The sequence below is a fragment of the Kosmotoga olearia TBF 19.5.1 genome (genome assembly GCF_000023325.1).
Classification (GTDB): Bacteria; Thermotogota; Thermotogae; order Petrotogales; family Kosmotogaceae; genus Kosmotoga; species Kosmotoga olearia.
This window is the reverse complement of record NC_012785.1, coordinates 2262945-2285237: the sequence shown is the minus strand read 5'-3', so window position 1 is coordinate 2285237 and position 22293 is coordinate 2262945. Positions and strand designations below refer to the sequence as shown.

Here is a 22293-nt window from a genome sequence, read left to right as displayed (position 1 = left end):
ATAGATTCTATCACTTCCATGATAACAATAAAACTGTTATAATGGAACTGCCGGGGGAGCCTGTACAGGCTGAGAGTGCGTTCGGCGCAGACCCCTTGAACCTGATCCGGGTAATACCGGCGAAGGGAGGGCGTTTTCGAACCGTCCCCCGGACGGTCATTTTTTTTAGGGAGGGATTTAAAATGAAAAGGACTGTGTTGCTGATTCTTCTGATGTTCCTTGTGTCTTCACTGGTTTTATCTGAAAAACTGGTGGTTTACACCTACGACAGTCTGCTTCCTCTCGCGCGAGAAGCCTTTCCAAAATTTGAAGAGCTCACCGGGATAGAGGTTGTGGTGAGAACCTACGGTGACGCCGGAGCGGTTTTGTCAAAGGTCATTGCGGAGAGGGAAAAGTCAGATGTTGATGTGGTCATAGGTATCGACAACCTACTGGCAAAGAGAGCCTTTGAAGAGGATATCTTCCTTAGCTACAAACCAAAGAATGCAGATTCGATTGTCGATAAGTCCCTGATTTTTGACCCCCAGTGGCGACTGACACCTTATGACTACGGAGCGATTGCAATAATCTATGACCACGCAGAATATGGCAAACTCGATATCGAATCTCTTGACCAGCTAACCGAAAAACGATTCAGAAGAAGCCTCATCATTCAGGATCCAAGAACTTCCAGTACAGGGTTGTCCTTTGTAATGTGGACATACCTATTACACCAGGAAGATGAGGATTTTGTCGAATTCTGGCGAAATTTAAAGGATTCTATACTTACAATTACCTTTGGTTGGGATGATGCTTTTGAAAAGTTTGAAGCCGGAGAAGCACCCATGATGGTTAGCTATGCAACCGACGGAGCGTACTCCTACCACTATTATGGAAAGGTATATTATGGAGCCATCATTCCAGGTGGAAAAGGTTACGTTCAAATCGAGGGAGCCGGAATCTGCAAATGGACGGATAATTTAGAGGCTGCTCAAAAATTCATCGATTTTCTTATTTCCCCGGAATGCCAGAACAGCATTCCGCTGAATCAGTGGATGTTCCCGGTTATAGAAATTGATCTGCCAGAAGCGTTTAACTACGCGGTGAAACCTACCGAACTTCTCTCTGTTCCTGAAAATATCGATATTGAAAAAATTATTGCCCTCTGGGAGAGTGTTATCTACGAATAAATTCTATCTGGCTCTTTTTTTGACGTTAGCAATCGCGGTTCTCTTTATACTTTATCCATTGTTCGCTTCCTTTGGCTCCGCCAGAGGAAGCGAAGTTTTGACAATAATAAGAAGCAATACAATTCAGAAGATTTTGAAATTTACTGTGTTTCAGGCAACAATAAGCACGCTGCTGGCTGTTCTTGTTGGATTTCCGGCTGCTTATTACTATGCCCACCACAATGATACTCTAGCGAAACTCCTTTACATAACGACGTTCATTCCGTTTTTTTTACCGGGGATATCAGCGGTTGTAGGTTTTCTGATAATGTACGGAAGAAATGGTATACTCAATTCCTTCCTGGGGATTTTTGGGATCAAGCTTCAGATTCTTTACACCTTCACCGCGATCTTGCTTGGACATATTTTTTACAACGCCCCGATACTTGTTAGAGTTCTCGGTGATGCACTTGCAGGAATCCCAAAAGAACAGATAGAAAACGCACTGTCTGATGGTGCGAATAAATGGAAGATATTCTGGAAGATTGAATTTCCTCTGGTTCTTCCTGCATTAGTGGCCGGAACTATTCTCATTTTTTCTTACTGCTTCACTTCCTTTGCTGTTGTTTTGATTCTCGGTGGCTCGCAGTACGCGACCCTGGAGGTTGCGATTTACATGTACCTCAAACTACTTGCCAAACCAAATATCGCGATTTCTCTGGCAATACTCCAATTTCTTTTCATATTTGCCTTTGGATTTTTTCTTTCTTTCTTCGAAAAGAGAGAGAGCTTTCAATATGGAGAACGGTACATTGAAAAAAGAAAATACCTGAAGGTTTACTCCGTTCTCTTTCTGATTTTTGAAAGCGCGCCGGTTATAGCGGGTTTTGCTGGATCGGTTTACGATTTTCGAAGGAAAGAATTTCTCTTTGACAGGATAGTGACCATCTTTACATCATCGCAGATTCCTATCGTGGGTTCTACCATCCCGGAGGCAATTTTAAGATCGCTGCTATTGTCAGCAACCACAGCCTTAATAGGAATGGTTCTCGGTTTTTCTATGATCTGGGGATTAAGAGATACACCTCGTGGAAGCTTTATTTTAAGAGGTATTTCTCTTCTAAGTATATCAATAACCCCGGCTATACTTGCTCTATCTTACAGCACTTCTTTTAAGTTTATTGCACCACCGCTGGCCATGATTCTGCTCTACCTTGTGGTATCCCTTCCAATCAATCTGAACCTGATCCACGCTGGAACCGCTGGTGTGAGCGTAACGGCAATAGAAGCGGCAAAAATAGATGGTGCCAGCTCATTGCAAATTCTGTGGCATATTATCGTTCCTCTTTTCAGAAAGGTGCTTATCGCATCCTTCAGTGTGATCTTTGCGATATCTATGGGCGAATTCAGCGGGTCTCTAATCCTCGGTGGAGATAGCTATCCCACAATAACCGTTGCCATATATCGGTTGATGTCCAGCCGCCATCTCATCGAAGCGAGATTTCTGAGCTCTTTGCTGGTGATTGTCGTTCTGGTCTCACTGGCACTGATAGGCGGTTTCTTCACCTCTTTTTCTGAACATCTGAGAAATACCGGCAGCAGGAATTGATGGGACACTCATTGCATTGTGGATTTACAGGCTTGCACACCCTTCGGCCGAATTCCACCATAGAACCATTCAAAGGTCCCCACAATTCCTCCGGTAAAATCTTCTGAAGCTCAAATTCAGACTGTTCCGGCTGTTTTGTCTTTATCCACCCGAGCCTGTTTGAGATCCTATGAACATGTGTATCAACAGCAAGTGCTGCTTTCCCAAAAGAAACGTTGAGAACGATATTCGCGGTTTTCCTTCCTACTCCGGGCAATTTGGTTAATTCTTCAAGGGTATCCGGAACTTTCCCGTTGTATGTCTCAACAATAATCTTTGAGATTTCGACTATCCTTTCTGCCTTTTGTCGATACATCCCGGCCGCTTTAATCAGATTGTAAAGATCCTCAGGTTTTGCTTTTGCTATAGCAAAAACATCAGGGTAGACCGAGAAAAGTTTTTTTGATGCCACCTCTGTGTTTTCATCCCGCGTCCTCTGACTCAACACAGTGGAAACCAGGACCCTGTAAGGATCGCTGTCCTGATGAATCCGCGGAAAAAGCTCGATTATTTTTGCCGCTACAACTTCCGGTTTACAATTATTCATCCTTTCCCTCCAGAAAGGCTTTGTACGCTCTGTATGTTTCATAGAGATCAGCTTTTGAGATTATTTCAAAGGGTGAATGCATTCCAAGAACCGCCGGGCCTGCATCAATGACCTCTATACCTTTTTCTGCAAAAAATTTGGCAATCGTTCCACCGCCACCCTGATCTACTTCACCGAGAATCGCTGTTTGCCAGTGAATTTCATTTTCGTTTAGTATCTTTCTCACCTTTGCGACGAATTCAGCACTGGCGTCACTGGTACCATATTTTCCGCCGCGTCCTGTATATTTCATCAGAACTATTCCATAACCCAGCCGTGGAGCGTTTTCCACATCGTGAACATCTGCAAACATTGGATTAATGGCAGCAGAAACATCTCCGGATAACATATAGGACTTTTCAAGGGCTAAATTTACCGTCATAACTGGATCAGACGCTTTCAACAACCTCGCCACTCTAACGAGGGTGTTTATCCAGAAACTTCCTTTAGCTCCCGTTAAACCGTCGCTTCCTATCTCTTCTTTATCGAAGATAAGGACACAGGCATTCTTTCTTAATTCCTTCGAATCAGCCAGAGCTGTGATTGCTGCAAATGAACAAACCCTATCGTCGTGGCCGTATCCAGCAATCATGGACCTGTCCAGCCCAATTTCCCTCGGCTCAATGGCTGGAACCAACTGGAGTTCGGCACTGATAAAATCTTCCTCGGTTAAACCATATTTGTTGTTTAAGAGTTTTAGAAAATGGAGTTTCACAGATTCTTTCGAATCCTTATCCAGATCTATCGGTATGGAAGCAGCTAACGCGTTTAAATCCTTTCCTTTGAAAACATCATTTATATCGCCTTTTCGCCTATCAAGATGAGGCAAAAGATCACTTATAACGAACACCGGGTCACCCGGTTCTGTTCCTATAGAAATCTCTACAACATCGCCATTCGATTTCACCACGACCCCAACAAGCGCAAGAGGAATATTCAACCACTGATATTTTTTGACGCCGCCGTAATAGTGGGTTTTTAGAAGGACAAGTCCCTGTTTTTCAACCACCGGTAATGGTTTCAAATCAAGTCTTGGTGCGTCGGCATGAGCTCCCACAAATCTGAATCCGTTCTCAAAATCCTCAGCGAGGCGCAACGCAACCAGGGTTTTGCCCGACCTTGAGTTATAAACCCCGGTAACGCCAGAGAGTTTTTCTGGTTTTTCTTCAAGTTCATCCAACGAAAGAAAGCCTCTATCTCTAAGGTATTCAACTAAATAATTCACAACCTTTCTTTCGGTTAATCCTTCCTTTAAGAAGGCAAGATATTCTCCAGAATACTCCTCAATAGAAGCTCTTTTTAAATCTTTCCATGCTGTTTTGTGTTTAAATACGAGCTCGTCTTTACTATTCACATTCACACCTCCCCGGTAATATTCTATCAGAGGATAAGAATTCTTTATAGTATAATTAGTATGAACCGTAACAGCAAAAGTGGTGTCAAAATTCATGACAGGGGGATTCCCTTGGACGAGAAAAAATTGATCGAAGGACTGAAAAAGAAAGAAATGTGGGCTTATGAGGTACTGTACGACAAATACGCTCCTCGATTGGGGAGTGTTATTCGTTCCTACCTCGGCACAGATGATGTTGATGACGTCCTTCAGGAGACTTTTATAAAGGTGTTTAAAAATATAAAAAAGTTCCGTGGCGAAGCGAAACTATCTACATGGCTTTATAGGGTCGCAATCAACGTGTGTAATGACATTATTGCAAAACGGAAGAGAAACCGGGAGTACTTGACGGACTTCCAGGAAAACGACGAGAAACCATTTCTCGAACCTCCAGCGCCCAACGATGTGTTCAGGGAAGTAATGAACGAGCTGAGCTATGAAGAACTGACAAATATAATCGCAAAACTCCCTGAAGAAGATAGGTTGTTGATAAAGCTTAGAGATATTGAGGGGCTTTCATATGAAGAGATAGCCCAGATTCTCGGGAAGCCAAACGGAACAATAAAGAGCCGATTACACTATGCCCGGAAACGTCTCAGGCATCTCCTTGAGGAGGGAGGTTACAATGAGTAATTTTGACAGATTCCTTGACGGTGAAATTCCAAAAGAAGCTCTGAATGAAAAAGATAAAGAAGCCGTGGTGAAATATGTTAGAGCACTTTTGGTCTTTAAAGAAAGAACTGCCTATAATCCAGGTGAAAAATTGAAAAGAAAAACTCTGGAAGCCATCAGAAGGAAAAAAGTGCTTCCATACAGACTCTACATATCTCTGGCTGCCTGTTTTATTGCCGTTTTTATTGGTATTGATTTCTTTTCAAAGAATAGCATCGACATTCACCGAAAAAATTTTCCTATTGTTGTCACTGAAGGGAGAACACCTCTTGAATACAACATCAATGTTCTCAATGCCAGACAGGGTCTTGGAGACTTTCCGAATTTAGCACTATCAACGACTGGCGGTGTAGAAAAAGCAATTTCCGCAGAACCCTCCGCACAGGCAGATACCGATTTGCAGGAAAAAATGTTGAAAAGTGTTGATTTCATAAAGAAAGTACCCGCTGAAAACATCGATGTTGTCGTGGTTAATACAAACTTCTAACCAGGAGTGAGTCGAATGAAGAGAATACTCACAGTCATTTTCGTGTGTTTGCTTTTGTCCATAAGCTTTGCCCAAAAAGCTCAAGAAATACTTTTGGATCTTGTAGAAAAATTATCCTCATCCTCCTACAAGGTAGAGAGAATGGTAACTGAAAAAGGTTTTTTTGAAACCGTTTACAGGAGCGAATCCGTTATAAATGTAGGTCCATATAGACTTGTGGAGGTTCATTCATCCAGAGGCGGTTACACTTGGGTAAAAAATTCACAGGGAGAATTTGTTATTCTCGGTAAGAATGCCTTCGAACCTTTGCTACCCATCAGGGATGTGGAGGATAAATTGATAGATATCATCAAGAACGGAGTTTACGATGTACGGTTAGTGCTCGACTTACCCTACGGACATAAATACATTATTAGCAATGATGGTATTAACTACGAGATAACCTTTGATGACAAGCTCAGGCTTACAAAATTGGTAAAAAGGTTCGGACCATACATAGTGCTGGTTAAATACAACAATTACCGTAAGATTACCCAGGAGGACGCGGATAAGGTATCGAACGCTTTGAATGGTGTAAACATCATCAGACCGCCTATTCAGTTATCCGAAAGTTATCTGAACGAGAATTTCCAGTGGCATGCCATGGACTTCAGCTACGGCAAAGACGGTCACCTGCTATATACACTATATCTTGACTCAGAGATTTCAGGAAGAATCGTAGTTTTTCTTTTATTCAATGCCAACCCTGATCCGCTCTTAAAAATGATATTAGATGTATGTGCTGCCAATGGCTTAAACTATTATTATGAACTTTTTGGCTCTTCAATATCTCTGATTATAATTGGTTCCAGGGATTCTGAAGAACTAAGGAATATTCTTTCGCATCTAATTGCTGCTCATTGATGCGCCGCCCCTCAAACCGTCTTCTGACATGTACGATATTCACAAAAAACCTTTGTTTCATTGTATAATCAAGAAAATGATAATGGAGGCATCAAAATATGTTTGATGTTAAGTCTGCCATAAGTATGCTTAAAGGCAAAGGGTATCGTATTACTCCACAGAGAGTTGCCGTGTTACGCGTTTTACATAACAACACGGAACACCCTACCGCTGAAGAGATCCATAGAAAAACCATGAAGCTGCAATCCAATGTTTCGATAGCAACCGTTTACAATGTCCTGGAGATGCTAGAAAAAGAGGGATTCATAGTGGTGCTCCAGACACCGGATGGAACACGGAGATACGATCCAAACACTGAACTCCACGCTCATTTCGTATGTGAAAGATGCAATAGAATTTTCGATGTTGAACTTTCTCAAAACCTTTCTAAGGGACTTCTTTTCTTTGTACCTGAGGATAGTTCAGAAGTTAAACAAATCAATATCTCTTTTTTTGGTATATGTAAACGCTGTGCACAACAACAAACATCGTGAAGATAAACAACTTGCCGTTTCTGGGGGTGCTTATGGTGTCAGATATCAGAGAATTTGATTTAGAAAAGGCCTTAAAAGAGATTTCTGAAGCTACGAACTCAGCCGAGCTTCAGGTAATCAAAGCTCGCTATTTAGGAAAACAAGGGCTCGTGACTTCCATGCTTAAAAAGATTCGGGAACTCCCTCCAGAGGAGCGAAAGGGCTACGGGAAGATGGTTAACCAGTTCAAAAGGACCCTTGAAGAGAAAATCTCTGAAAAACGAAGAGTTCTCGAAATGGAAGCGCGAAAAATCAGGGAACTTGAGGACAGGTACGATGTTTCCTTGCCTGGAGCTAGACGCGACAGAGGTGCATTACATCTTCTCACGCAGGTTATGGAAGAGGTTCAGGAAATCTGGAGCAGCATGGGATTTGAGGTTGTGCTTGGTCCGGAAATTGAGGAGGTTTACTACAACTTCGAAGCATTGAATACTCCGGAATGGCATCCTGCAAGAGATATGCATGATACTTTTTACCTCGATGAACGTTGGCTCCTCAGAACCCATACCTCTCCAGTTCAAATAAGGGTTATGGAGTCGCGAAAGCCGCCTCTGGCGATCTTTTCACCCGGGAAATGTTACCGCAAGGATACCCCGGACAGTACTCATCTGCCAATGTTCCATCAATTTGAGGTTTTGTATGTCGATAGGCACGTCTCAGTGGCGCATTTGAAAGGTGTTCTTGAGGTTTTCGTGAAAAGGATGTTTGGTGAAAACAGAAAAATCCGATTGGGACCAAGTTTCTTCCCCTTTACTGAACCGAGCTTTGAGGTTGACGTGTCTTGCGGAATTTGTGGTGGTACCGGTTGCCGTAGCTGCGGTGGTACCGGCTGGCTGGAAATCCTCGGATCAGGAATGGTTCATCCCAATGTTTTCAGAAATGTTGGTTACGATCCCGAGATCTGGTCTGGATTCGCACTCGGTACGGGTGTCGAAAGGATCGCGATGCTCAAATACAACCTCGGGGATATCAGAGACCTTCTCAGAAATGATCGAAGATTCCTCAAAAAGTTCATGGGGGTGAATGCATGAGAATACCCGTCGAATGGTTGAATGAGATAATAGATCTATCAGATAAAGATGTTCAGGAGTTAACCAGTGCGCTTTCACTCAGCGGTACAGCGGTTGAAGGTGTTGAATATCCCTGGGATTATCTTGAAGGAGCGGTAACGGGAAAAATTGAAAAGGTTATCCCCCATCCGAATGCAGATAAGCTCGTTGTCACCGAGGTGAATATAGGGGACAAACTTTTAACGGTAGTTACTGCTGATCTCAGCGTCAAACCTGAAGAATACGTGGCTGTGCTTCCTGAAGGTGGCAGGCTATGGGATCTGGAGATAAGAAAGAGGAACTTTCGCGGAGTGATGTCTGAAGGGATGTTCCTTTCATTTGAAGAGTTAAGGCTCGAGGAAAAATCAACACACATCCTCAGATTCTCCGAAGCGGTACCACTGGGAAAAGACGTTAAAGATATCCTGAAACTGAACTATCCTGTAATAGAGGTGGAGTTGACACCCAATAGAGGTGATTGTCTGTCAATGATCGGTATTGCGCGAGAGTTGCGGGCTATATACAAACGTCCTCTCAAAATCCCGGAGATTAACGAAGTCAAAGGAACAGATAAACCGGTAGAAATAAGAATTGAAGATGAGGGATGTCAAAGATACACAGCACTTGTGATGAAAAACGTCAGGGTTAAAGAATCACCACTGTGGTTGAAGAGACGCCTCATCGCTGCAGGATTGAGACCCTTAAACAACGTTGTTGACATCACCAACTATGTCTTATTAGAAACTGGCCACCCGGTTCACGCTTTTGATCTGGCCAAAATCCCGAACAAAAAAATCGTGGTTAGGAATGCTTCGCAGGGAGAAAAAATGACACTGCTTGATGGTAAGGTTATCGAGCTTCTTGACACGGATCTGCTGATAACGGATGGAGAAACACCGCTTGCGCTGGCCGGTATTATGGGAGGAGCGAATTCGGGGATCTCAGAAGAGACCACCGATGTCCTATTAGAGGTAGCAGTCTTTGATCCTGTCAGAATAAGAAAAACGGCCAGGAGATTGGGTATATCTACTGATAGCTCTTACCGCTTCGAAAGAGGGATAGACGCAAAGGATTCGCTGTATGTCATCAAAAGGCTTGCCACCCTGTTGCAACAACTCGCTTCTGCCGAGATAGCCAGCGGAATAATCGACGTTGGGCAATCTTCAGAACCAGGAACCATTCATCTGCGAAAATGGTTTGTGGATAAGGTTCTTGGAACTGTGGTTCCTATAAAAGACGTAGAAGAAATATTGCTATCTCTAGGATTTTCGCTCAAAGAATCCGGTGATGGCTGGAATGTTACCCCACCATCTCACAGGCACGATATCGATCAGGAGATCGATCTTGTGGAAGAAATCGGCCGTATCTATGGTTACGACAAGATTGAAAGCGAGCTTCCGCGAATTACTCCAGGTGGCTGCTCACAATCTTCAGAGGTAAAAACCATAAAAAGGGTAAAAAATATCATGACTTCCCTGGGATATGACGAAGTTATCACATACAGTTTTATTAATCCGGATAGTATCACCTCGCTGGACAAGAATCTCAAATACACCTTACTGAAAAATCCTCTTTCAATCGAGATGAGTGCGCTAAGACCCTCTCTCCTTTTTGGGCTTCTTGAGGTGGCTTCATACAACTATCGCAGGCAAAATAGAGATCTCAAAATATTTGAAGTGGGAAAGATTTTCTCGGTGGATCCAAAAAAGCCTGAATCGCTGTCTCTCGGATTTTTGGCCATGGGGAAAGAGAACAAGGAGGATTACACAGACAAACGCATGGTTTCTTTCTACACCTTCAAAGGAGTTGTTGAAGATGTCCTTGAATCTTACGGCGTTTCCGTTACCTTCAAAGAACCAGAAGAGAGCTGGCTGGAAAAACGCGCTTCTGCGGATATTTATATAGGCGAAAAGAAAATAGGCTTTTTCGGAGTCTTCGATAGCAGTCTAGCTGATAGGCTCTACGAAATAAAGAACGCTGAGGTCTTCATCGCTGAACTCGACCTTGAAAGCCTACTGGAAAAAGAAACGAAAAGGTGTATTAATGTAAATATGTCTCCGTTCCCGAGGGTATTCAGAGATCTTTCGATCCTCATAAGCCCTGAAATCACCTATGAAAAAATAAAAGAGACAATTCAGAAAGCCGGCAGCAAATATCTGACGGATATCAGGGTTACCGACATATATCGTGGAAAAGGAATCCCCAAGGGATTTAGGAGCATTACAATCTCTCTTACCTTCGAGTCTTTTACAGAAACGCTGAAGGAAGATGAGATCAATTCAGCGATAAACAATATTATTAGCTCCCTGGAAGAAATTGGAGTGAAGTTACGTGGATAATGGTTCTCTGGAGAAAATCGTTGACGAAGTTAAAAAGAAGTTGTACGAAATATGGCGGGAAAAGTTGTTTTCCCGCCGTTTCAAAGTCGACAGAAAATCCAGTTTTAGAGATATTGTTACAACAATAGACATAGAAATAGAAGAGGAACTCAAAGAGTTTCTCGGTAAGCTCCTTTCTGATGCAGGTTATCTTGGAGAGGAAACTGTCGGTATTACAAACAAAGAGATGATGTGGGTTGTTGATCCCATAGATGGAACCACGAATTTCTCCCGGGGGACACCTCACTTTTGTACCTCGGTGGCGCTTATGAAGAAAGACAGCGTCATTCTTGGGGTTGTATATGATCCGAATACCCGGGAAACCTTCTGGGCCGTCAACGGAAAAGGCTCTTACCTTAACGGAAAAAAATTGAAGGTAAGCAGCACTTCGGAATTGAAAGAAGCTTCCATTCATACAGGTCTTCAGTATTCCTCAGACACCGCATATACCAGAGTTGTTGAAAGAATATCAAAAGCGGTAAAACACAGCAGAGCCCTGAGGATAACTGGCAGCGCCGCCCTGGATCTTTGCTACGTTGCAAGTGGCAGAGCAGATGTATTCTGGGAGGAAGCGTTAAACCCCTGGGATGTTGCCGCTGGTATACTGCTTGTAAAAGAAGCAGGCGGAGATATACAAAGTTGCACTGGAGAGACATTTGATATCTTCGCGCCAGACATTCTTGCTTATAACGGAAACAAAAAGCTAATCATGGAGTTTACGGACAAAATACTATAAAAATCTCAGAACAATATACCACCGAAGACAATCATTATCAGTGCGACTATAAGCAAGATATAGAACAACCAATCTCCGTGCCTGGTATAGAAACTCTGGCCTGCAAGAGGTAAATATTCAAAGGTGGATACCAGAAAATCCACATTCTTTTCTTTGGCAGTTGGCAAGCTTTTTATGATTCTCCCATAAGGATCTATTAAAGCCGTTATTCCTGTATTCGATACCTGAAGCACGAATCTTCTGTTTTCCACAGCTCGGATAACGCTTTTCGATAGATGATAATTCAGGCCAGAATCAAAGGAAAACCAGCCGTCGTTTGTAGAGGTAATCAGAATGAAACTCCCATTTTTGGTAAGACCACGTGAAATCGATGAGTAATATGAATCGAAACATATCTGTGTCCCTATACGCTGGTCATTCAGAGTGAAAACAGTGTATTCATTACCCGGGGTAAAGAAATCAAGAAAACGCAAAAAACCAAAAACGCCGAAAAGCCTTGGCCAGGGTAGAAACTCTGCAAATGGAGTCAATTTGATTTTTGCGTAAGATTCGGAAGAAAATCCATCACCCGAAACAACGCGTATCTGGTTGTGGGTGCCTTCATTAAAAGTCGGGAACCCTATGAAGAGTTCAATCTGCTTCCTTTCACATATATCTATTAATTCTTTGCCAACATAATTATGCCTGATATCATTCATAAACGTTGCCTCAGGTAGCACCACAATAGAACCATCGGGAACCTCTTCAAGAGCCTCTTCAACTACCTTGAGCGTTTCTTGAATAGAACCGTTGTATTTTATGGATTGAGGAAAATTCGTCTGGATAGCGACTATCTCCTTTGAATATTCGGGATCAAAATCTACCACAGGTATAAACCTTTCAACAGCTCCGTTGATAACAAAAATTGCGAGGAGCAATGTAACCACAAACATGGGCCTTCCCCTGCGTCGTTCGCCTACTCTGGCTGCTATCAATGCATTTACAAAAGCCACAATGAAAATAAGTAGAAGCGGTCCGCCAAGAGAAGAAAGCTGTAATAAGCCTTTTTGATCGACCAGGGCATCCGAGAGTCTCCCACCTGTGAAACCGAGAGGTCCAAGTCCTCTCAAGTACTCGAAGATCGTGTAGAGTGTTGCCACAAAAACTGATTTCAGCAAAAGCGAATCCTGAAACTTTTTACTGTACAATGAGTAAATAAATCCAAAGCCAAGAAAGGAAACCGCCATTATCAATCCCATAAGAAAGAAGGTCATACCGCCTACAAAAGGAGGAAAGCTATTCAGGACTTCGGGAACATTCACAGATAAAACCGGAAAAACCCAGTAATGAGCAAGAAGCAAATAGATATATCCAAAGAGAAAGGATTTCAAGGTTCCTGAAACAAGATTTGATCTATTGAGTTCTAAAAACAGAGGCACTAAAGCTATCCAGATCAAACCACCCCACAGCATTCCCGGCATAGATAGAGCAGTTAAAACTGCAGATAGTAGTACATTTATCACCTTATCTCCTCCCTTATTATCTTTCTAACAGCTTCCGCAACACCATGTTCATTGTTCGTTCTTGTGGTAACATATCTCGCAAAATCTTTGACCTCTTTCGGTGCATTAGCCATGGCAATGGGAAGACCCACTACCTTCATTATTTCAACATCGTTGTAGTTATCCCCGATATAGGCGATCTCATCCGGGGTCAATGCTAAATGATGCATCACATAATCTAAAGCCTGATTTTTCCCAACATTCGGGCCGAAGAACTCGTAGAAAGTGTGTTCATTAATCCTGTTATTTTTTACAATAGAAAGATCATTCATGGGTTGACCAAGCTCCTCAACCATAGAGAGGATACGATTTTCGGGACCTTCAACGGCCACCTCTGCGATTCCTTCATCACGGATGAAATCAGCGGGATCATTCACAATAGTGATTCTGTAAAGATTGGCGCGAAAGTATCCCTTAAAGGGAGAATTTTCAGGTATCCTTTCCATGAACATATCCGGCAGGTCGAAAAAATTCGTAAATACAATGTATGTCAACCCATATTTCTTAGCAGCTTCGACTATTTCCCGGGCACGTTTTGCGGAAAGTATGACCTTCCTTATCACGCCTTTGTTTCCATCATCTGAGTTTATTATCAAAGCACCGTTTTGATAGACCACCGGAACACGCAGACCAAGCTTTTTCGCATATTCGCTTCCCGAGATGTAGCTTCTTCCCGTAAAGATAGATACATGTAGTCCTTTCTCCATTGCTTCCGTTAGAGCAGCTGTATTCTCAAGGGAAATCTCTTTTTTGTTATTCAATAATGTCCCGTCGAGGTCAATAGCTATTAGCTTTATCAAATCTAGTGCACCTCCGTCTCTTCAAAACCGACAACCTGGAATGTTGCCAGCCTTCTGTTCTTAGATTTAATCCATTTAATTTCTATTTTTTCAGCTATTTCCGGCTGTAACCTACCTTCTAAGATCCACCTTCGAGAGTTTTCTGCCCCAAATATTCCGGGATTGGCAGTCACTATAAGTGTTATTGGTCTCTGTACCCAATGAACCTCATCTATTGCATTTACAGATGTCAACCTCTCTGTGATCCTTTGAATGACATTTTCAGGTGGCAAAGGCCTAACATTCACCAGCGCAATATTTTTTGAAAGAGGCCCGATTATCTTCACATTAGCGAGTTCATGTTTTCTACCACCTAAATTATCGAGCAGTATCTCATTCGCCACTGCAACCGCGTAGCCGTGGTATCCCGGATTGGTCATCATCTTCAGCAGATGCTTGAGCTTACAGCCTTCGCGAACGGGGGCCTCACCTATCCTTGGAACCTCTACACCGAAAAAATTGAGAGCTTTTTTTATCTCTTCCTTTGTCCAGTCTCTTATCGGTGAATAAAGCCCTTTGCTCAAAGCGATACCAGTCTGTCCCCACGTGTCAGATTGATTAGCACCGGTGGCAATCAACGCTGTCGTTGCCTTCCGTACGGAATTGAATTTTGCGAAACGCGTACAACGATTACATGAAGGCCCATGCCTCCATATCTTTTCCTGTTCCTCGTATCCAGGAGTAAACTCAAGTCTGAGACCCAGCTTAGCTGCTAACGATGCAACGATTTCAAGTCCGGCGCTGTAACTGTACGGCCCGAAACAAACGTTGATCAGTTTCACGTTGTCTTTTCCAAGAGCCTCACGTGCCAGAAGAGCTACAAGCGTACTATCCTCGCCACCAGAAAAAGCAACAACAAGTTTGTTCGCAAAAGTCCTTATTTCAGCTATAGATTTATCAATCAGTTCCCCTGGATTGCGCATTATAATCTCCCATCCACCGTGCGAGCAGCCCTGAAGGCAAGCTCTTTACAGGGTTATTTTTTCCGCATATATAGTATAGCATAGCTGTATTTACGCTAAATCTTCATTTTGTCTTCCTTTTGAAACGAAGTAGATTTATCCGGTTATTTCAAGCAAGTCAAATCTGTTGTATCATTAATTAAATACACGCAGAAAGAGGTGAGATATATATATGTTAATAGACCTGCATGTACATAGCACAGCGTCAGACGGAACATGTACCCCGGAAGAATTATTGGAAGAAGCGGCCGATAAGGGGATTGAAGTTCTTGCCATTACAGATCACGATACAATAAATGGGGTTAAAGAGCTTCCGAATGTTTTCAAAGATGTCATTGTGATAAAAGGTGTTGAGATAAGTGCCGAATTTAACGGAGTACTCCACATACTCGGTTATGGTGTGGACCCAAACAACGAAAGGATAGATCAGACATTAACCGAGCTTCAGGATTACAGGCTTAAAAGAAACCTTATAATGATAGAAAAAATGAAATCCCACGGCTTCGATATAACCCTTGAAGAACTAAAAGAAGTCGGGAATGATGATTTAATCGGCCGTCCTCACTTCGCTTCCCTTATGATCAAGAAAGGCTATGTTGATTCCTACGACGAAGCTTTCGAAAAATATCTCAAAAAGGGTGCTCTTTTTTACGTGGACAAAAAGCGGCTTTCTCCAAAAGAATCTATAGAAATGATTCTTGAAGCTGATGGGATCCCCGTGATAGCTCATCCGTATCAAACAGGGTTACCGGACGAAGAGTTTGAGGGGCTAATCAAAGAACTGAAAGGACATGGCCTTGCTGGTATCGAGGTTTTTTATCCTTATCACACCGATGAAAAGATCGAGTTTTATTTGAACATCGCGAAAAAATATGAACTTGTTGTCACTGCCGGAAGCGATTATCATGGGTATAACGAGCTCAAACTCAATGGAGAAACGGACGTTCCGTTTGAATTGGGAATGTACGTACCATATAGATTTGTCTCAGATTTCCTTTGCAGGGTACTTTAAAATACAATAAGTGTCTCTGCTTGGCTTTCTTCAGAATAATAGAGTGGTGTAAGATTGTAATGTAGCTCGAAAAAATGGTCTGATGTAATAGCAGACCGTTTATTAAGGAGGGTAAAAAAATGAAGATTGGTGAATTTGTGAAGACAGCCGATTGGAAGAATGAAAAACATGCACCACTCATTGAGGCACCGGAACAGGTTGAAACTGCAAAAGCTTTTACCGTTGAACTCTCTGTGGGAAAGGAAATTCCTCACCCTAACACAGTTGAACACCATATTAAATGGATGGACCTTTATGTTAAGTACGATGACAGCCAATTCCTTGTACACCTTGGCCACATTGAACTAACTCCCGTGCTTTCCGAACCAAAAGCTACGCTTACAATCAAACTGGAGAAATCCGGCACGCTGATAGCAACTAGTTATTGTAATCTTCATGGTTTATGGGAAAGTTCTAAAAAAATTGAGGTTAAGTGAAAGGAGAGAGCATCGTGAAGAAGTACAGATGTCTCATATGCGGGTATATTTACGATCCTGAAACCGGTGATCCCGACAACGGAGTTGAACCCGGAACTCCTTTTGAAGAAATTCCCGAGGATTGGGTGTGTCCACTTTGTGGCGCAGGTAAAGATGATTTTGAACCAGTCGATTGAATTTAAAAAAGGCGGGGATTGTTCCCCGCCTTTTTTGTTGGTTATTTGGAGGTGAACCCTCATGAAAGAGCTTGTGATAGCCATTTCTGGCGAAGCGGGACAAGGTATTCAAACCGCGGGCAACTTAGCTGCTAAAGCTCTTTTTAGAGCCGGATATAATGTATTTACAGATAAAAGTTACCATTCAAGAATACGTGGTGGTGAATACATTTACAGAATCCGTGTTTCAGAATACCCTGTTTATGCTATGCGTGAGGAAGTTGATCTTGTTGCTTCATTAAGTTCAGTCACTACAAACACCTTAGAGCGTTACATCCATTCGAACACAGTCGTTGTGGCTGATAAAGAGGATGTTGGGCACAAGTTCGAACCTATTCGGATAAAATTCAAAGAGAGAGCGAAGGGAGCGGGAAATCCAAGAACTTTGAATACTGTGATAGTTGGGGCAATCCTTAAAGCTTTGGACGTTCCGGTTGAAATCCCCATTCAACTTATAACGGATTATTTCACCAGCAGCGAACAGCTTTTGGAATCAAACATCAAAGCTCTTAAAAATGGCTACGAGATATCACTCGATCTATCTTTTAAAAAAATTCCAAAGAATCGAGAAAATGAAAGGCTGTTGCTCAACGGGACGGAAGGAACCGGTCTGGGAGCCATTGCTGCCGGTTGTAGATTCATCTCGGCTTACCCAATGACACCCGGAACAGGTGTCATGCTCTTTCTTGCAAAACGTGCGGAAAAATATTCTATCGTAGTGGAACAAGCCGAAGATGAGATAGCAGCAATAAACATGGCTATAGGTGCTTCATTTGCGGGTGTACGTTCCATGGTAACCACTTCCGGTGGTGGGTTTGCTCTGATGCAGGAGGGAGTAAGCCTCGCTGGAATGACAGAAACACCGGTGGTAATTGTTGATGCTCAACGACCGGCACCTGCTACCGGCTTGCCGACAAGAACGGCTCAGGAAGACCTGTATTTTGTGCTTAAATCTGGTCACGGTGAGTTTCCAAGATATATTTGCGCTCCTCGAACTTCCAAAGAAGCCTTTGAATTAACTGAAAAAGCTTTCTACCTTGCTGATAAATATCAAATACCTGCCTTTGTGCTTCTCTCCCAGCAGCTGGTCGATTCTCAGGCTACCATCGAACCTCCTGTCCACAGGTCTGAGTATTCAAAGAGATTTCTCATTAAAAGTGATGAGGGTCTTGAATACAAGCGCTATCAACTAACAAAAAATGGGGTTTCTCCCAGAGCTATTCCGGGTGGTGACGCCATAGTTAGAGCTGACAGCGATGAGCACGATGAATACGGATTCATCACAGAAGACCTGGAGATACGCGCCGGAATGGTAGAGAAAAGAAATAAAAAACTTGAAAGTCTGCAAAAGGAAATCGCTTCACCCCTTACGTATAACCTGGAGGCGGATACGATTCTTGTAGGATGGGGAGACTCCTGGGGAGCCATCGATGAATTCGCAAGGAAACGCAATCTGGGTTATGTCCATTACAATGAACTTTACCCGTTGAATTTAAATATTTTTGACCAGCTCAAAAACAAGCGTCTTATAACCGTTGAAGGAAATTATACCGGCCAATTCGCTGAATTGCTCGCCTCAAAGCTCTACCGTAAAGTGGAACACATTGGTCGCTACGATGGCAGACCAATTACCGCAAACTGGCTTGACAAAAAACTCGAGGAGGTGGGCAAAATATGAAATTCCTGAAAGACAGCTCTCCAGCCTGGTGCCCGGGATGTGGTAATTTTCCGATAAGGCAATTCCTTGCTGAAACCTTTGAGGATATGGGGCTCGAACCAGATCAGGTTCTTATGGTAACGGGAATCGGCCAGGCTGCAAAGATGCCCCATTACCTGAACGTCAACTTCTTCAACGGTCTTCATGGAAGGAGTATTCCCGTTGCCTTCGCTGCAAAGGTTGCCAACCCGGATCTTGTGGTCATCGCTGAATCCGGTGACGGGTGCATGTATGGTGAGGGTGGAAATCATATGATTCATGGAATCAGGAGGAACGTGGATATAACGGTTATCGTTCACGACAATAGAATCTACGGTCTCACAAAGGGGCAGGGATCGCCCACCACCGAATTAAACCAGATCACCAGTGCTCAACCCTGGGGAGTAATAAACGAACCCTTAAATCCCATAGCTATGGGAATAGCCCTTAACGCCAGCTTTGTCGCACGAACATGGTCTGGTGATAAAGACCACTTCAAAAAGACCCTTTCCGCGGCTATTGAACATAAAGGATTCTCTATCGTGGACGTTATGCATCCCTGTGTTTCCTTCAATAAAGTGAATACCTTTGCGTGGTACAAATCAAGACTTTATGACGTCAACGAAAAAGACCCTTCATACGACCCGACCGATAGATTAAAAGCCTTTGAAAAGGCACTTGAATTTGGTGGTAAAATCCCCACGGGGATCATCTATCTCAACAAAAAGCTCACATTTCACGAATTACATCCGGTTTTGAGATCCGGAACGAAACTCATTGAGATCAGGGAAAGTGAAGAAGTGCTTGAAGAGCTTGAAAGCTTCAAATGAACAACTGTGTGAGATAAGTCAAAAGAGGGGATATGATCAGAGCCAGTAAGAAGTTTCCAACCTTGATTTCTTTTATCTCCAGCAATCGAATCCCCAGGCCAAGGAGCATGAGGCCGCCGACTCCGGAGAAATCCCCCATGTAAGCGGGTTGTTGCAAAAATTCGAGAAACCCTGCAAGGGAAACCAGGGTCCCCTGTACGACAAACACAGAAACCGCAGAGAGAAGAACTCCCGTACCGAAAGAGGCCGCTAGCATCACTGAAGATATACCGTCCATAAGGGATTTTATAAATATAATCTCATTGTTTCCCTGTACCCCCGCCTGTATCGAACCTATAACGGTCATAGGGCCCGCAAGAAAAAGCACCGTTGCGGTTATGAATCCTTTCACGTAAAGTTGGTTGTTTTTATTCCCTGTTAAACGCCCTATCTTTGTTTCTATATCAAACTTTTCACCAATCAAACCGCCGATAACCATGCTTCCAAGAACAACCATTGCATTATGGTAATCAAGGAACATCTTTACCCCCAGTCCAAGGGTAAGCAAACCTATAATCTTGAAAAGAACATCTTTGTATCTGTCGCTGAGATTTTTACCCGAGAAGATTCCGAGGATTGAACCAATTATGATAGCTGCGGTATTGACTAAAACAGAGATGTTGAACATGTATCACCTTTCCCCTCCATTGAATTTAGTCAACTCAGACCTTTTTTCAGGCAATCTTCCATGCTTTTCAAAAAAATGCTTCAATAACCCCAACTCGCCGTCGAGTGTTAATCCATATTCTAACAGTTTTTTCTCAGAATGCAAAAGAAATTCGCGCACGCCTCCGAAAAACACTTTCCTCCCCTCTTTCAAGACTAAAACATGGGAAGCCATATCAAGAAAATATTCAGGCCAATGTGTTGAAACAACCACCGTTCCGTTGTTTTCATGAATCTTAGAAAGGATTTTTCTAATTTGAATTATTCCCATATAATCCAGCGATGCGGTTGGCTCATCCAGAATCAGCAGTTCCGGTGAATATATCAACACGCTGGCAAAGGCAACTCTTCGCATCTCCCCACCGGAAAGTTTGAAAGGGGAAAGGTTGGCAATTTTTTCAGCAGGCAACCCAACCATTTGCATAACTTCATCGAAGCGTTTCTCTAGAGAAGGTATTTCAAAGTTCTTTCCCGCGTATTTAACTTCCTCTTCAACGGTTTCGGCAAAAAACTGGTTTTCAGGAAACTGAAACAGTATCCCTATCCTTTTCCTGAGATTCTTGCTTCCCCCATTCTCTAACTTTTCATTGAAAGCATAAATCTCCCCAAAAGTTGGCTTCATAAGTCCGGAAGCGAGCATGAGAAGGGTGGTCTTTCCGGATCCATTTCCCCCTAGAACCAGCAAAAAACCACCTTTGGGTATTTCAAAAGATAAAACCTCGAGAGCTTTTCGTTCGTAAGGGCTTCCAAAATTGTATATGTGCGTTACCACTTCAAATCTCAACATAACTAACACACCAGTGGAATGTAGATTCCAGTTCTTTCAAGAAGTTCTGTTTTTTTCCTGAGCTCTTCAGGAGGGCCAAGAAAAACCAAACGGCCTGATTCCAAAAGCGCAACACGATGACAATTACAGAGTTCCTCCAGCCTGGTCGAAGCCATAACAATCGCAGTTCCCTTATTTATCAGACCTTCAACAACTGGCTTAACCTTTCTCCGCTCTCCCCTGCCGAGCATACTGTAAGGTTCATCCATCAGGATAACTTCAGGTCGCATAGCGACGATGGAAGCGATGCACAATAGCTGTTTTTGTCCTCCTGAAAGACTGATGGTATCAACATCTCTTAAATCTTCCAATCCCATAGTTTTGAGTGTCTCATCTACACGGGTTTTAATCTCTTCAACAGTAAGCCCGAGATTCTCAAGTCCAAAGATTATGTCTTCCTCGACACTGGATCCAACAATTTGATTATCAGGATTCTGAAAGATGTAACCGATAATATCAACTGTATTAGCTTTTCGAACTTCACCTTTTGTAGATTTTATAAGGTCGAGAACAACCCTGAGCAAAGTCGTCTTGCCCGAACCGTTTGATCCCAAAATCCCAAAGAACTCCCCTTTAAAAATTCTCAAATCTATTCCATTGAGTACCTTTTTTCCATTTATTTCATAAGAAATATCTTCCAGTTCTAGCAAAATCTCAGAGCTTGATGGACACATAAACCCTTATTCCTCCTGATTTCACCGTTTCCCTCACATTACCAAAGACGGACTTCATGATTTTTTTGAGCCTTTCTCCGCCTTTGTTATGATAAGCTACCAACTGGAGTTTTCCCTTTGCTGAAAGATGATCCGGTGCTTCAACTATAATCTTTTCCCAGACCTTCTTTCCCGCAGCGATAGGGGGATTACAGACAATGTTGTCAAAAATCTCGTCTTTCCACGGTTCATAGAGATTTCCAAGCCTTATATCCGCAACGATATTGTTATTCTTAGCGTTGATCTTTGCGAACTCCAAAGCCCTTTCATTTACATCGCTCATGCAAAGGGAGATATCAGGATTTTCTTTTTTCAGGGTGATCCCAATAACACCGTAACCACAGCCGAGATCAAGGAGCCTGTCAGTCTCACCAATAATGGCATGTTCAATAAGCAGCTTGCTCGCCTTGTCAATCTGCCCAAAAGAAAAAACTCCCGATGGTGTCTTGAATTTATACATTCTCCCGTTTTTCAAAGAAAGAACAACCTTCTTCACCTTAAAAGGTGAAGTCGGTTTCGATGTATAATAATGCTCAAAATCCTTATCCAAACTCATCTATTCACCCTATCTTTCCGAGTTTTCTTCCACCAATTATATGAAAATGGAGGTGCTTAACCTCCTGGCCGGAATCAGGCCCGGTATTCACGAGAGTGCGGAACCCGGATTCCGCTATACCTTCCTTTTCGGCTATATCCTGGAAGAGTTTGAAAAGTTCCTTGAGAATATCCCCGTCTAGGAGAGCCAATTCACCAGGTTTTTCCATGTGTTTCTTTGGAACAACCAGAATGTGTGCAGGAGCAACGGGATTGATGTCTCTGAAAGCAAGGAAGTTTTCCGTTTCCGCAACTTTGCCAGCTGGTATCTCGCCAGCGATTATCTTACAGAAAATACAATTCATCTTATCC

At 42.8% G+C, this 22293-nt stretch carries 24 protein-coding genes and 1 riboswitch; of the genes, 14 read left to right on the top strand and 10 right to left on the bottom strand.

The genetic code is table 11. The annotated features are described in order from the left end of the window. Positions 1-42: 42 nt before the first annotated feature. Positions 43-145: riboswitch (TPP riboswitch) on the top strand. 37 nt (positions 146-182) lie between these two features. Next, positions 183-1169: a thiamine ABC transporter substrate-binding protein gene (locus KOLE_RS10885; protein WP_015869472.1), complete on the top strand. Its 987-nt coding sequence runs from the start codon at positions 183-185 to the stop codon at positions 1167-1169. Positions 1170-1266: 97 nt separating this feature from the next. Next, positions 1267-2757, top strand: coding sequence for an ABC transporter permease (locus tag KOLE_RS10880; RefSeq protein ID WP_148208043.1), 1491 nt, complete (start codon positions 1267-1269; stop codon positions 2755-2757). Here the strand turns inward: KOLE_RS10880 and nth are convergent. Then, positions 2711-3343, bottom strand: a complete 633-nt coding sequence (gene nth / locus KOLE_RS10875) for an endonuclease III (RefSeq protein ID WP_015869470.1) — start codon at positions 3341-3343, stop codon at positions 2711-2713. The two genes, KOLE_RS10880 and nth, sit on opposite strands and share 47 nt — an antisense overlap. After that, the gene (locus KOLE_RS10870; RefSeq protein ID WP_015869469.1) at positions 3336-4742 is read right to left on the bottom strand and encodes an aminopeptidase; all 1407 of its coding nucleotides are present in this window, start codon (positions 4740-4742) and stop codon (positions 3336-3338) included. The genes nth and KOLE_RS10870 overlap by 8 nt, the downstream gene beginning before the upstream one ends. A 105-nt stretch (positions 4743-4847) precedes the next feature. Between KOLE_RS10870 and KOLE_RS10865 the strand changes: the two genes are divergently transcribed. From KOLE_RS10865 to KOLE_RS10835, 7 genes are all read left to right on the top strand, one after another. After that, positions 4848-5408: an RNA polymerase sigma factor gene (locus KOLE_RS10865; protein ID WP_015869468.1), complete on the top strand. Its 561-nt coding sequence runs from the start codon at positions 4848-4850 to the stop codon at positions 5406-5408. Beyond that, positions 5401-5934: a hypothetical protein gene (locus KOLE_RS10860; RefSeq protein ID WP_015869467.1), complete on the top strand. Its 534-nt coding sequence runs from the start codon at positions 5401-5403 to the stop codon at positions 5932-5934. The genes KOLE_RS10865 and KOLE_RS10860 overlap by 8 nt, the downstream gene beginning before the upstream one ends. A 15-nt stretch (positions 5935-5949) precedes the next feature. Further along, complete coding sequence (locus tag KOLE_RS10855; RefSeq protein ID WP_015869466.1) at positions 5950-6837, top strand: hypothetical protein; 888 nt, start codon at positions 5950-5952, stop codon at positions 6835-6837. Between the two features lie 98 nt (positions 6838-6935). Next, positions 6936-7370, top strand: a complete 435-nt coding sequence (locus KOLE_RS10850) for a Fur family transcriptional regulator (protein WP_015869465.1) — start codon at positions 6936-6938, stop codon at positions 7368-7370. A 32-nt stretch (positions 7371-7402) separates the two neighbouring features. After that, entirely contained in the window at positions 7403-8440 is a 1038-nt protein-coding gene (pheS, locus tag KOLE_RS10845; protein ID WP_015869464.1) for a phenylalanine--tRNA ligase subunit alpha, read from the top strand. Then, positions 8437-10797, top strand: coding sequence for a phenylalanine--tRNA ligase subunit beta (gene pheT / locus KOLE_RS10840; protein WP_015869463.1), 2361 nt, complete (start codon positions 8437-8439; stop codon positions 10795-10797). Before pheS ends, pheT begins: the two co-directional genes overlap by 4 nt. After that, complete coding sequence (locus KOLE_RS10835; RefSeq protein WP_015869462.1) at positions 10790-11572, top strand: inositol monophosphatase family protein; 783 nt, start codon at positions 10790-10792, stop codon at positions 11570-11572. The genes pheT and KOLE_RS10835 overlap by 8 nt, the downstream gene beginning before the upstream one ends. Before the next feature lie 5 nt (positions 11573-11577). Here KOLE_RS10835 and lnt read toward each other — a convergent pair whose 3' ends face one another. From lnt to KOLE_RS10820, 3 genes are read right to left on the bottom strand one after another with little or no spacing between them, the layout of a single operon-like run. Beyond that, the gene (gene lnt / locus KOLE_RS10830) at positions 11578-13074 is read right to left on the bottom strand and encodes an apolipoprotein N-acyltransferase (protein ID WP_015869461.1); all 1497 of its coding nucleotides are present in this window, start codon (positions 13072-13074) and stop codon (positions 11578-11580) included. Next, complete coding sequence (locus tag KOLE_RS10825) at positions 13071-13913, bottom strand: Cof-type HAD-IIB family hydrolase (RefSeq protein WP_015869460.1); 843 nt, start codon at positions 13911-13913, stop codon at positions 13071-13073. Before KOLE_RS10825 ends, lnt begins: the two co-directional genes overlap by 4 nt. Before the next feature lie 2 nt (positions 13914-13915). Next, positions 13916-14875, bottom strand: a complete 960-nt coding sequence (locus KOLE_RS10820; protein ID WP_015869459.1) for an adenine nucleotide alpha-hydrolase family protein — start codon at positions 14873-14875, stop codon at positions 13916-13918. Between the two features lie 211 nt (positions 14876-15086). On the opposite strand from KOLE_RS10820, the gene KOLE_RS10815 reads away from it, so the two are divergent. The 5 genes from KOLE_RS10815 (at position 15087) to KOLE_RS10795 (ending at position 19143) form a co-directional block, all read left to right on the top strand. Further along, positions 15087-15926 carry a PHP domain-containing protein gene (locus tag KOLE_RS10815; protein ID WP_015869458.1) on the top strand — a complete coding sequence of 280 codons (840 nt, stop codon included), beginning with the start codon at positions 15087-15089 and terminating at the stop codon, positions 15924-15926. Between the two features lie 119 nt (positions 15927-16045). Next, the gene (locus tag KOLE_RS10810) at positions 16046-16402 is read left to right on the top strand and encodes a class II SORL domain-containing protein (RefSeq protein WP_015869457.1); all 357 of its coding nucleotides are present in this window, start codon (positions 16046-16048) and stop codon (positions 16400-16402) included. Positions 16403-16416: 14 nt separating this feature from the next. Beyond that, on the top strand, positions 16417-16578 hold the full coding sequence (rd, locus tag KOLE_RS10805; RefSeq protein ID WP_015869456.1) for a rubredoxin: 162 nt from the start codon (positions 16417-16419) through the stop codon (positions 16576-16578). A gap of 61 nt (positions 16579-16639) precedes the next feature. Continuing rightward, on the top strand, positions 16640-18295 hold the full coding sequence (locus tag KOLE_RS10800) for a 2-oxoacid:acceptor oxidoreductase subunit alpha (RefSeq protein ID WP_015869455.1): 1656 nt from the start codon (positions 16640-16642) through the stop codon (positions 18293-18295). Continuing rightward, positions 18292-19143, top strand: a complete 852-nt coding sequence (locus KOLE_RS10795) for a thiamine pyrophosphate-dependent enzyme (protein WP_015869454.1) — start codon at positions 18292-18294, stop codon at positions 19141-19143. The genes KOLE_RS10800 and KOLE_RS10795 overlap by 4 nt, the downstream gene beginning before the upstream one ends. On the opposite strand, the gene KOLE_RS10790 is transcribed toward KOLE_RS10795, so the two are convergent. From KOLE_RS10790 to KOLE_RS10770, 5 genes are read right to left on the bottom strand one after another with little or no spacing between them, the layout of a single operon-like run. Further along, positions 19136-19810 carry a DUF554 domain-containing protein gene (locus KOLE_RS10790; RefSeq protein WP_015869453.1) on the bottom strand — a complete coding sequence of 225 codons (675 nt, stop codon included), beginning with the start codon at positions 19808-19810 and terminating at the stop codon, positions 19136-19138. The genes KOLE_RS10795 and KOLE_RS10790 overlap by 8 nt on opposite strands. Positions 19811-19813: 3 nt before the next feature. Beyond that, positions 19814-20635 (bottom strand): energy-coupling factor ABC transporter ATP-binding protein, encoded by an 822-nt coding sequence (locus KOLE_RS10785; RefSeq protein WP_049753284.1) that lies wholly within the window; start codon positions 20633-20635, stop codon positions 19814-19816. Between the two features lie 2 nt (positions 20636-20637). Next, positions 20638-21348, bottom strand: coding sequence for an energy-coupling factor ABC transporter ATP-binding protein (locus KOLE_RS10780; RefSeq protein ID WP_015869451.1), 711 nt, complete (start codon positions 21346-21348; stop codon positions 20638-20640). Continuing rightward, complete coding sequence (locus KOLE_RS10775; RefSeq protein WP_015869450.1) at positions 21329-21943, bottom strand: class I SAM-dependent methyltransferase; 615 nt, start codon at positions 21941-21943, stop codon at positions 21329-21331. The genes KOLE_RS10780 and KOLE_RS10775 overlap by 20 nt, the downstream gene beginning before the upstream one ends. A gap of 4 nt (positions 21944-21947) precedes the next feature. Further along, entirely contained in the window at positions 21948-22286 is a 339-nt protein-coding gene (locus tag KOLE_RS10770) for a histidine triad nucleotide-binding protein (RefSeq protein WP_015869449.1), read from the bottom strand. Between the last annotated feature and the right edge of the window lie 7 nt (positions 22287-22293).

Bases quoted from the DNA above. Each gene is read 5' to 3' on its own strand.
- KOLE_RS10820 (WP_015869459.1), bottom strand. From the start codon at position 14,875: ATGCGCAATCCAGGGGAACTGATTGATAAATCTATAGCTGAAATAAGG.
- KOLE_RS10860 (WP_015869467.1), top strand. From the start codon at position 5,401: ATGAGTAATTTTGACAGATTCCTTGACGGTGAAATTCCAAAAGAAGCT.
- pheS (WP_015869464.1), top strand. From the start codon at position 7,403: ATGGTGTCAGATATCAGAGAATTTGATTTAGAAAAGGCCTTAAAAGAG.
- KOLE_RS10885 (WP_015869472.1), top strand. From the start codon at position 183: ATGAAAAGGACTGTGTTGCTGATTCTTCTGATGTTCCTTGTGTCTTCA.
- KOLE_RS10815 (WP_015869458.1), top strand. From the start codon at position 15,087: ATGTTAATAGACCTGCATGTACATAGCACAGCGTCAGACGGAACATGT.
- KOLE_RS10770 (WP_015869449.1), bottom strand. From the start codon at position 22,286: ATGAATTGTATTTTCTGTAAGATAATCGCTGGCGAGATACCAGCTGGC.
- pheT (WP_015869463.1), top strand. From the start codon at position 8,437: ATGAGAATACCCGTCGAATGGTTGAATGAGATAATAGATCTATCAGAT.
- KOLE_RS10790 (WP_015869453.1), bottom strand. From the start codon at position 19,810: ATGTTCAACATCTCTGTTTTAGTCAATACCGCAGCTATCATAATTGGT.
- KOLE_RS10800 (WP_015869455.1), top strand. From the start codon at position 16,640: ATGAAAGAGCTTGTGATAGCCATTTCTGGCGAAGCGGGACAAGGTATT.
- KOLE_RS10780 (WP_015869451.1), bottom strand. From the start codon at position 21,348: ATGTGTCCATCAAGCTCTGAGATTTTGCTAGAACTGGAAGATATTTCT.
- nth (WP_015869470.1), bottom strand. From the start codon at position 3,343: ATGAATAATTGTAAACCGGAAGTTGTAGCGGCAAAAATAATCGAGCTT.
- KOLE_RS10855 (WP_015869466.1), top strand. From the start codon at position 5,950: ATGAAGAGAATACTCACAGTCATTTTCGTGTGTTTGCTTTTGTCCATA.
- KOLE_RS10795 (WP_015869454.1), top strand. From the start codon at position 18,292: ATGAAATTCCTGAAAGACAGCTCTCCAGCCTGGTGCCCGGGATGTGGT.
- KOLE_RS10785 (WP_049753284.1), bottom strand. From the start codon at position 20,635: ATGTTGAGATTTGAAGTGGTAACGCACATATACAATTTTGGAAGCCCT.
- KOLE_RS10810 (WP_015869457.1), top strand. From the start codon at position 16,046: ATGAAGATTGGTGAATTTGTGAAGACAGCCGATTGGAAGAATGAAAAA.
- KOLE_RS10850 (WP_015869465.1), top strand. From the start codon at position 6,936: ATGTTTGATGTTAAGTCTGCCATAAGTATGCTTAAAGGCAAAGGGTAT.
- KOLE_RS10775 (WP_015869450.1), bottom strand. From the start codon at position 21,943: ATGAGTTTGGATAAGGATTTTGAGCATTATTATACATCGAAACCGACT.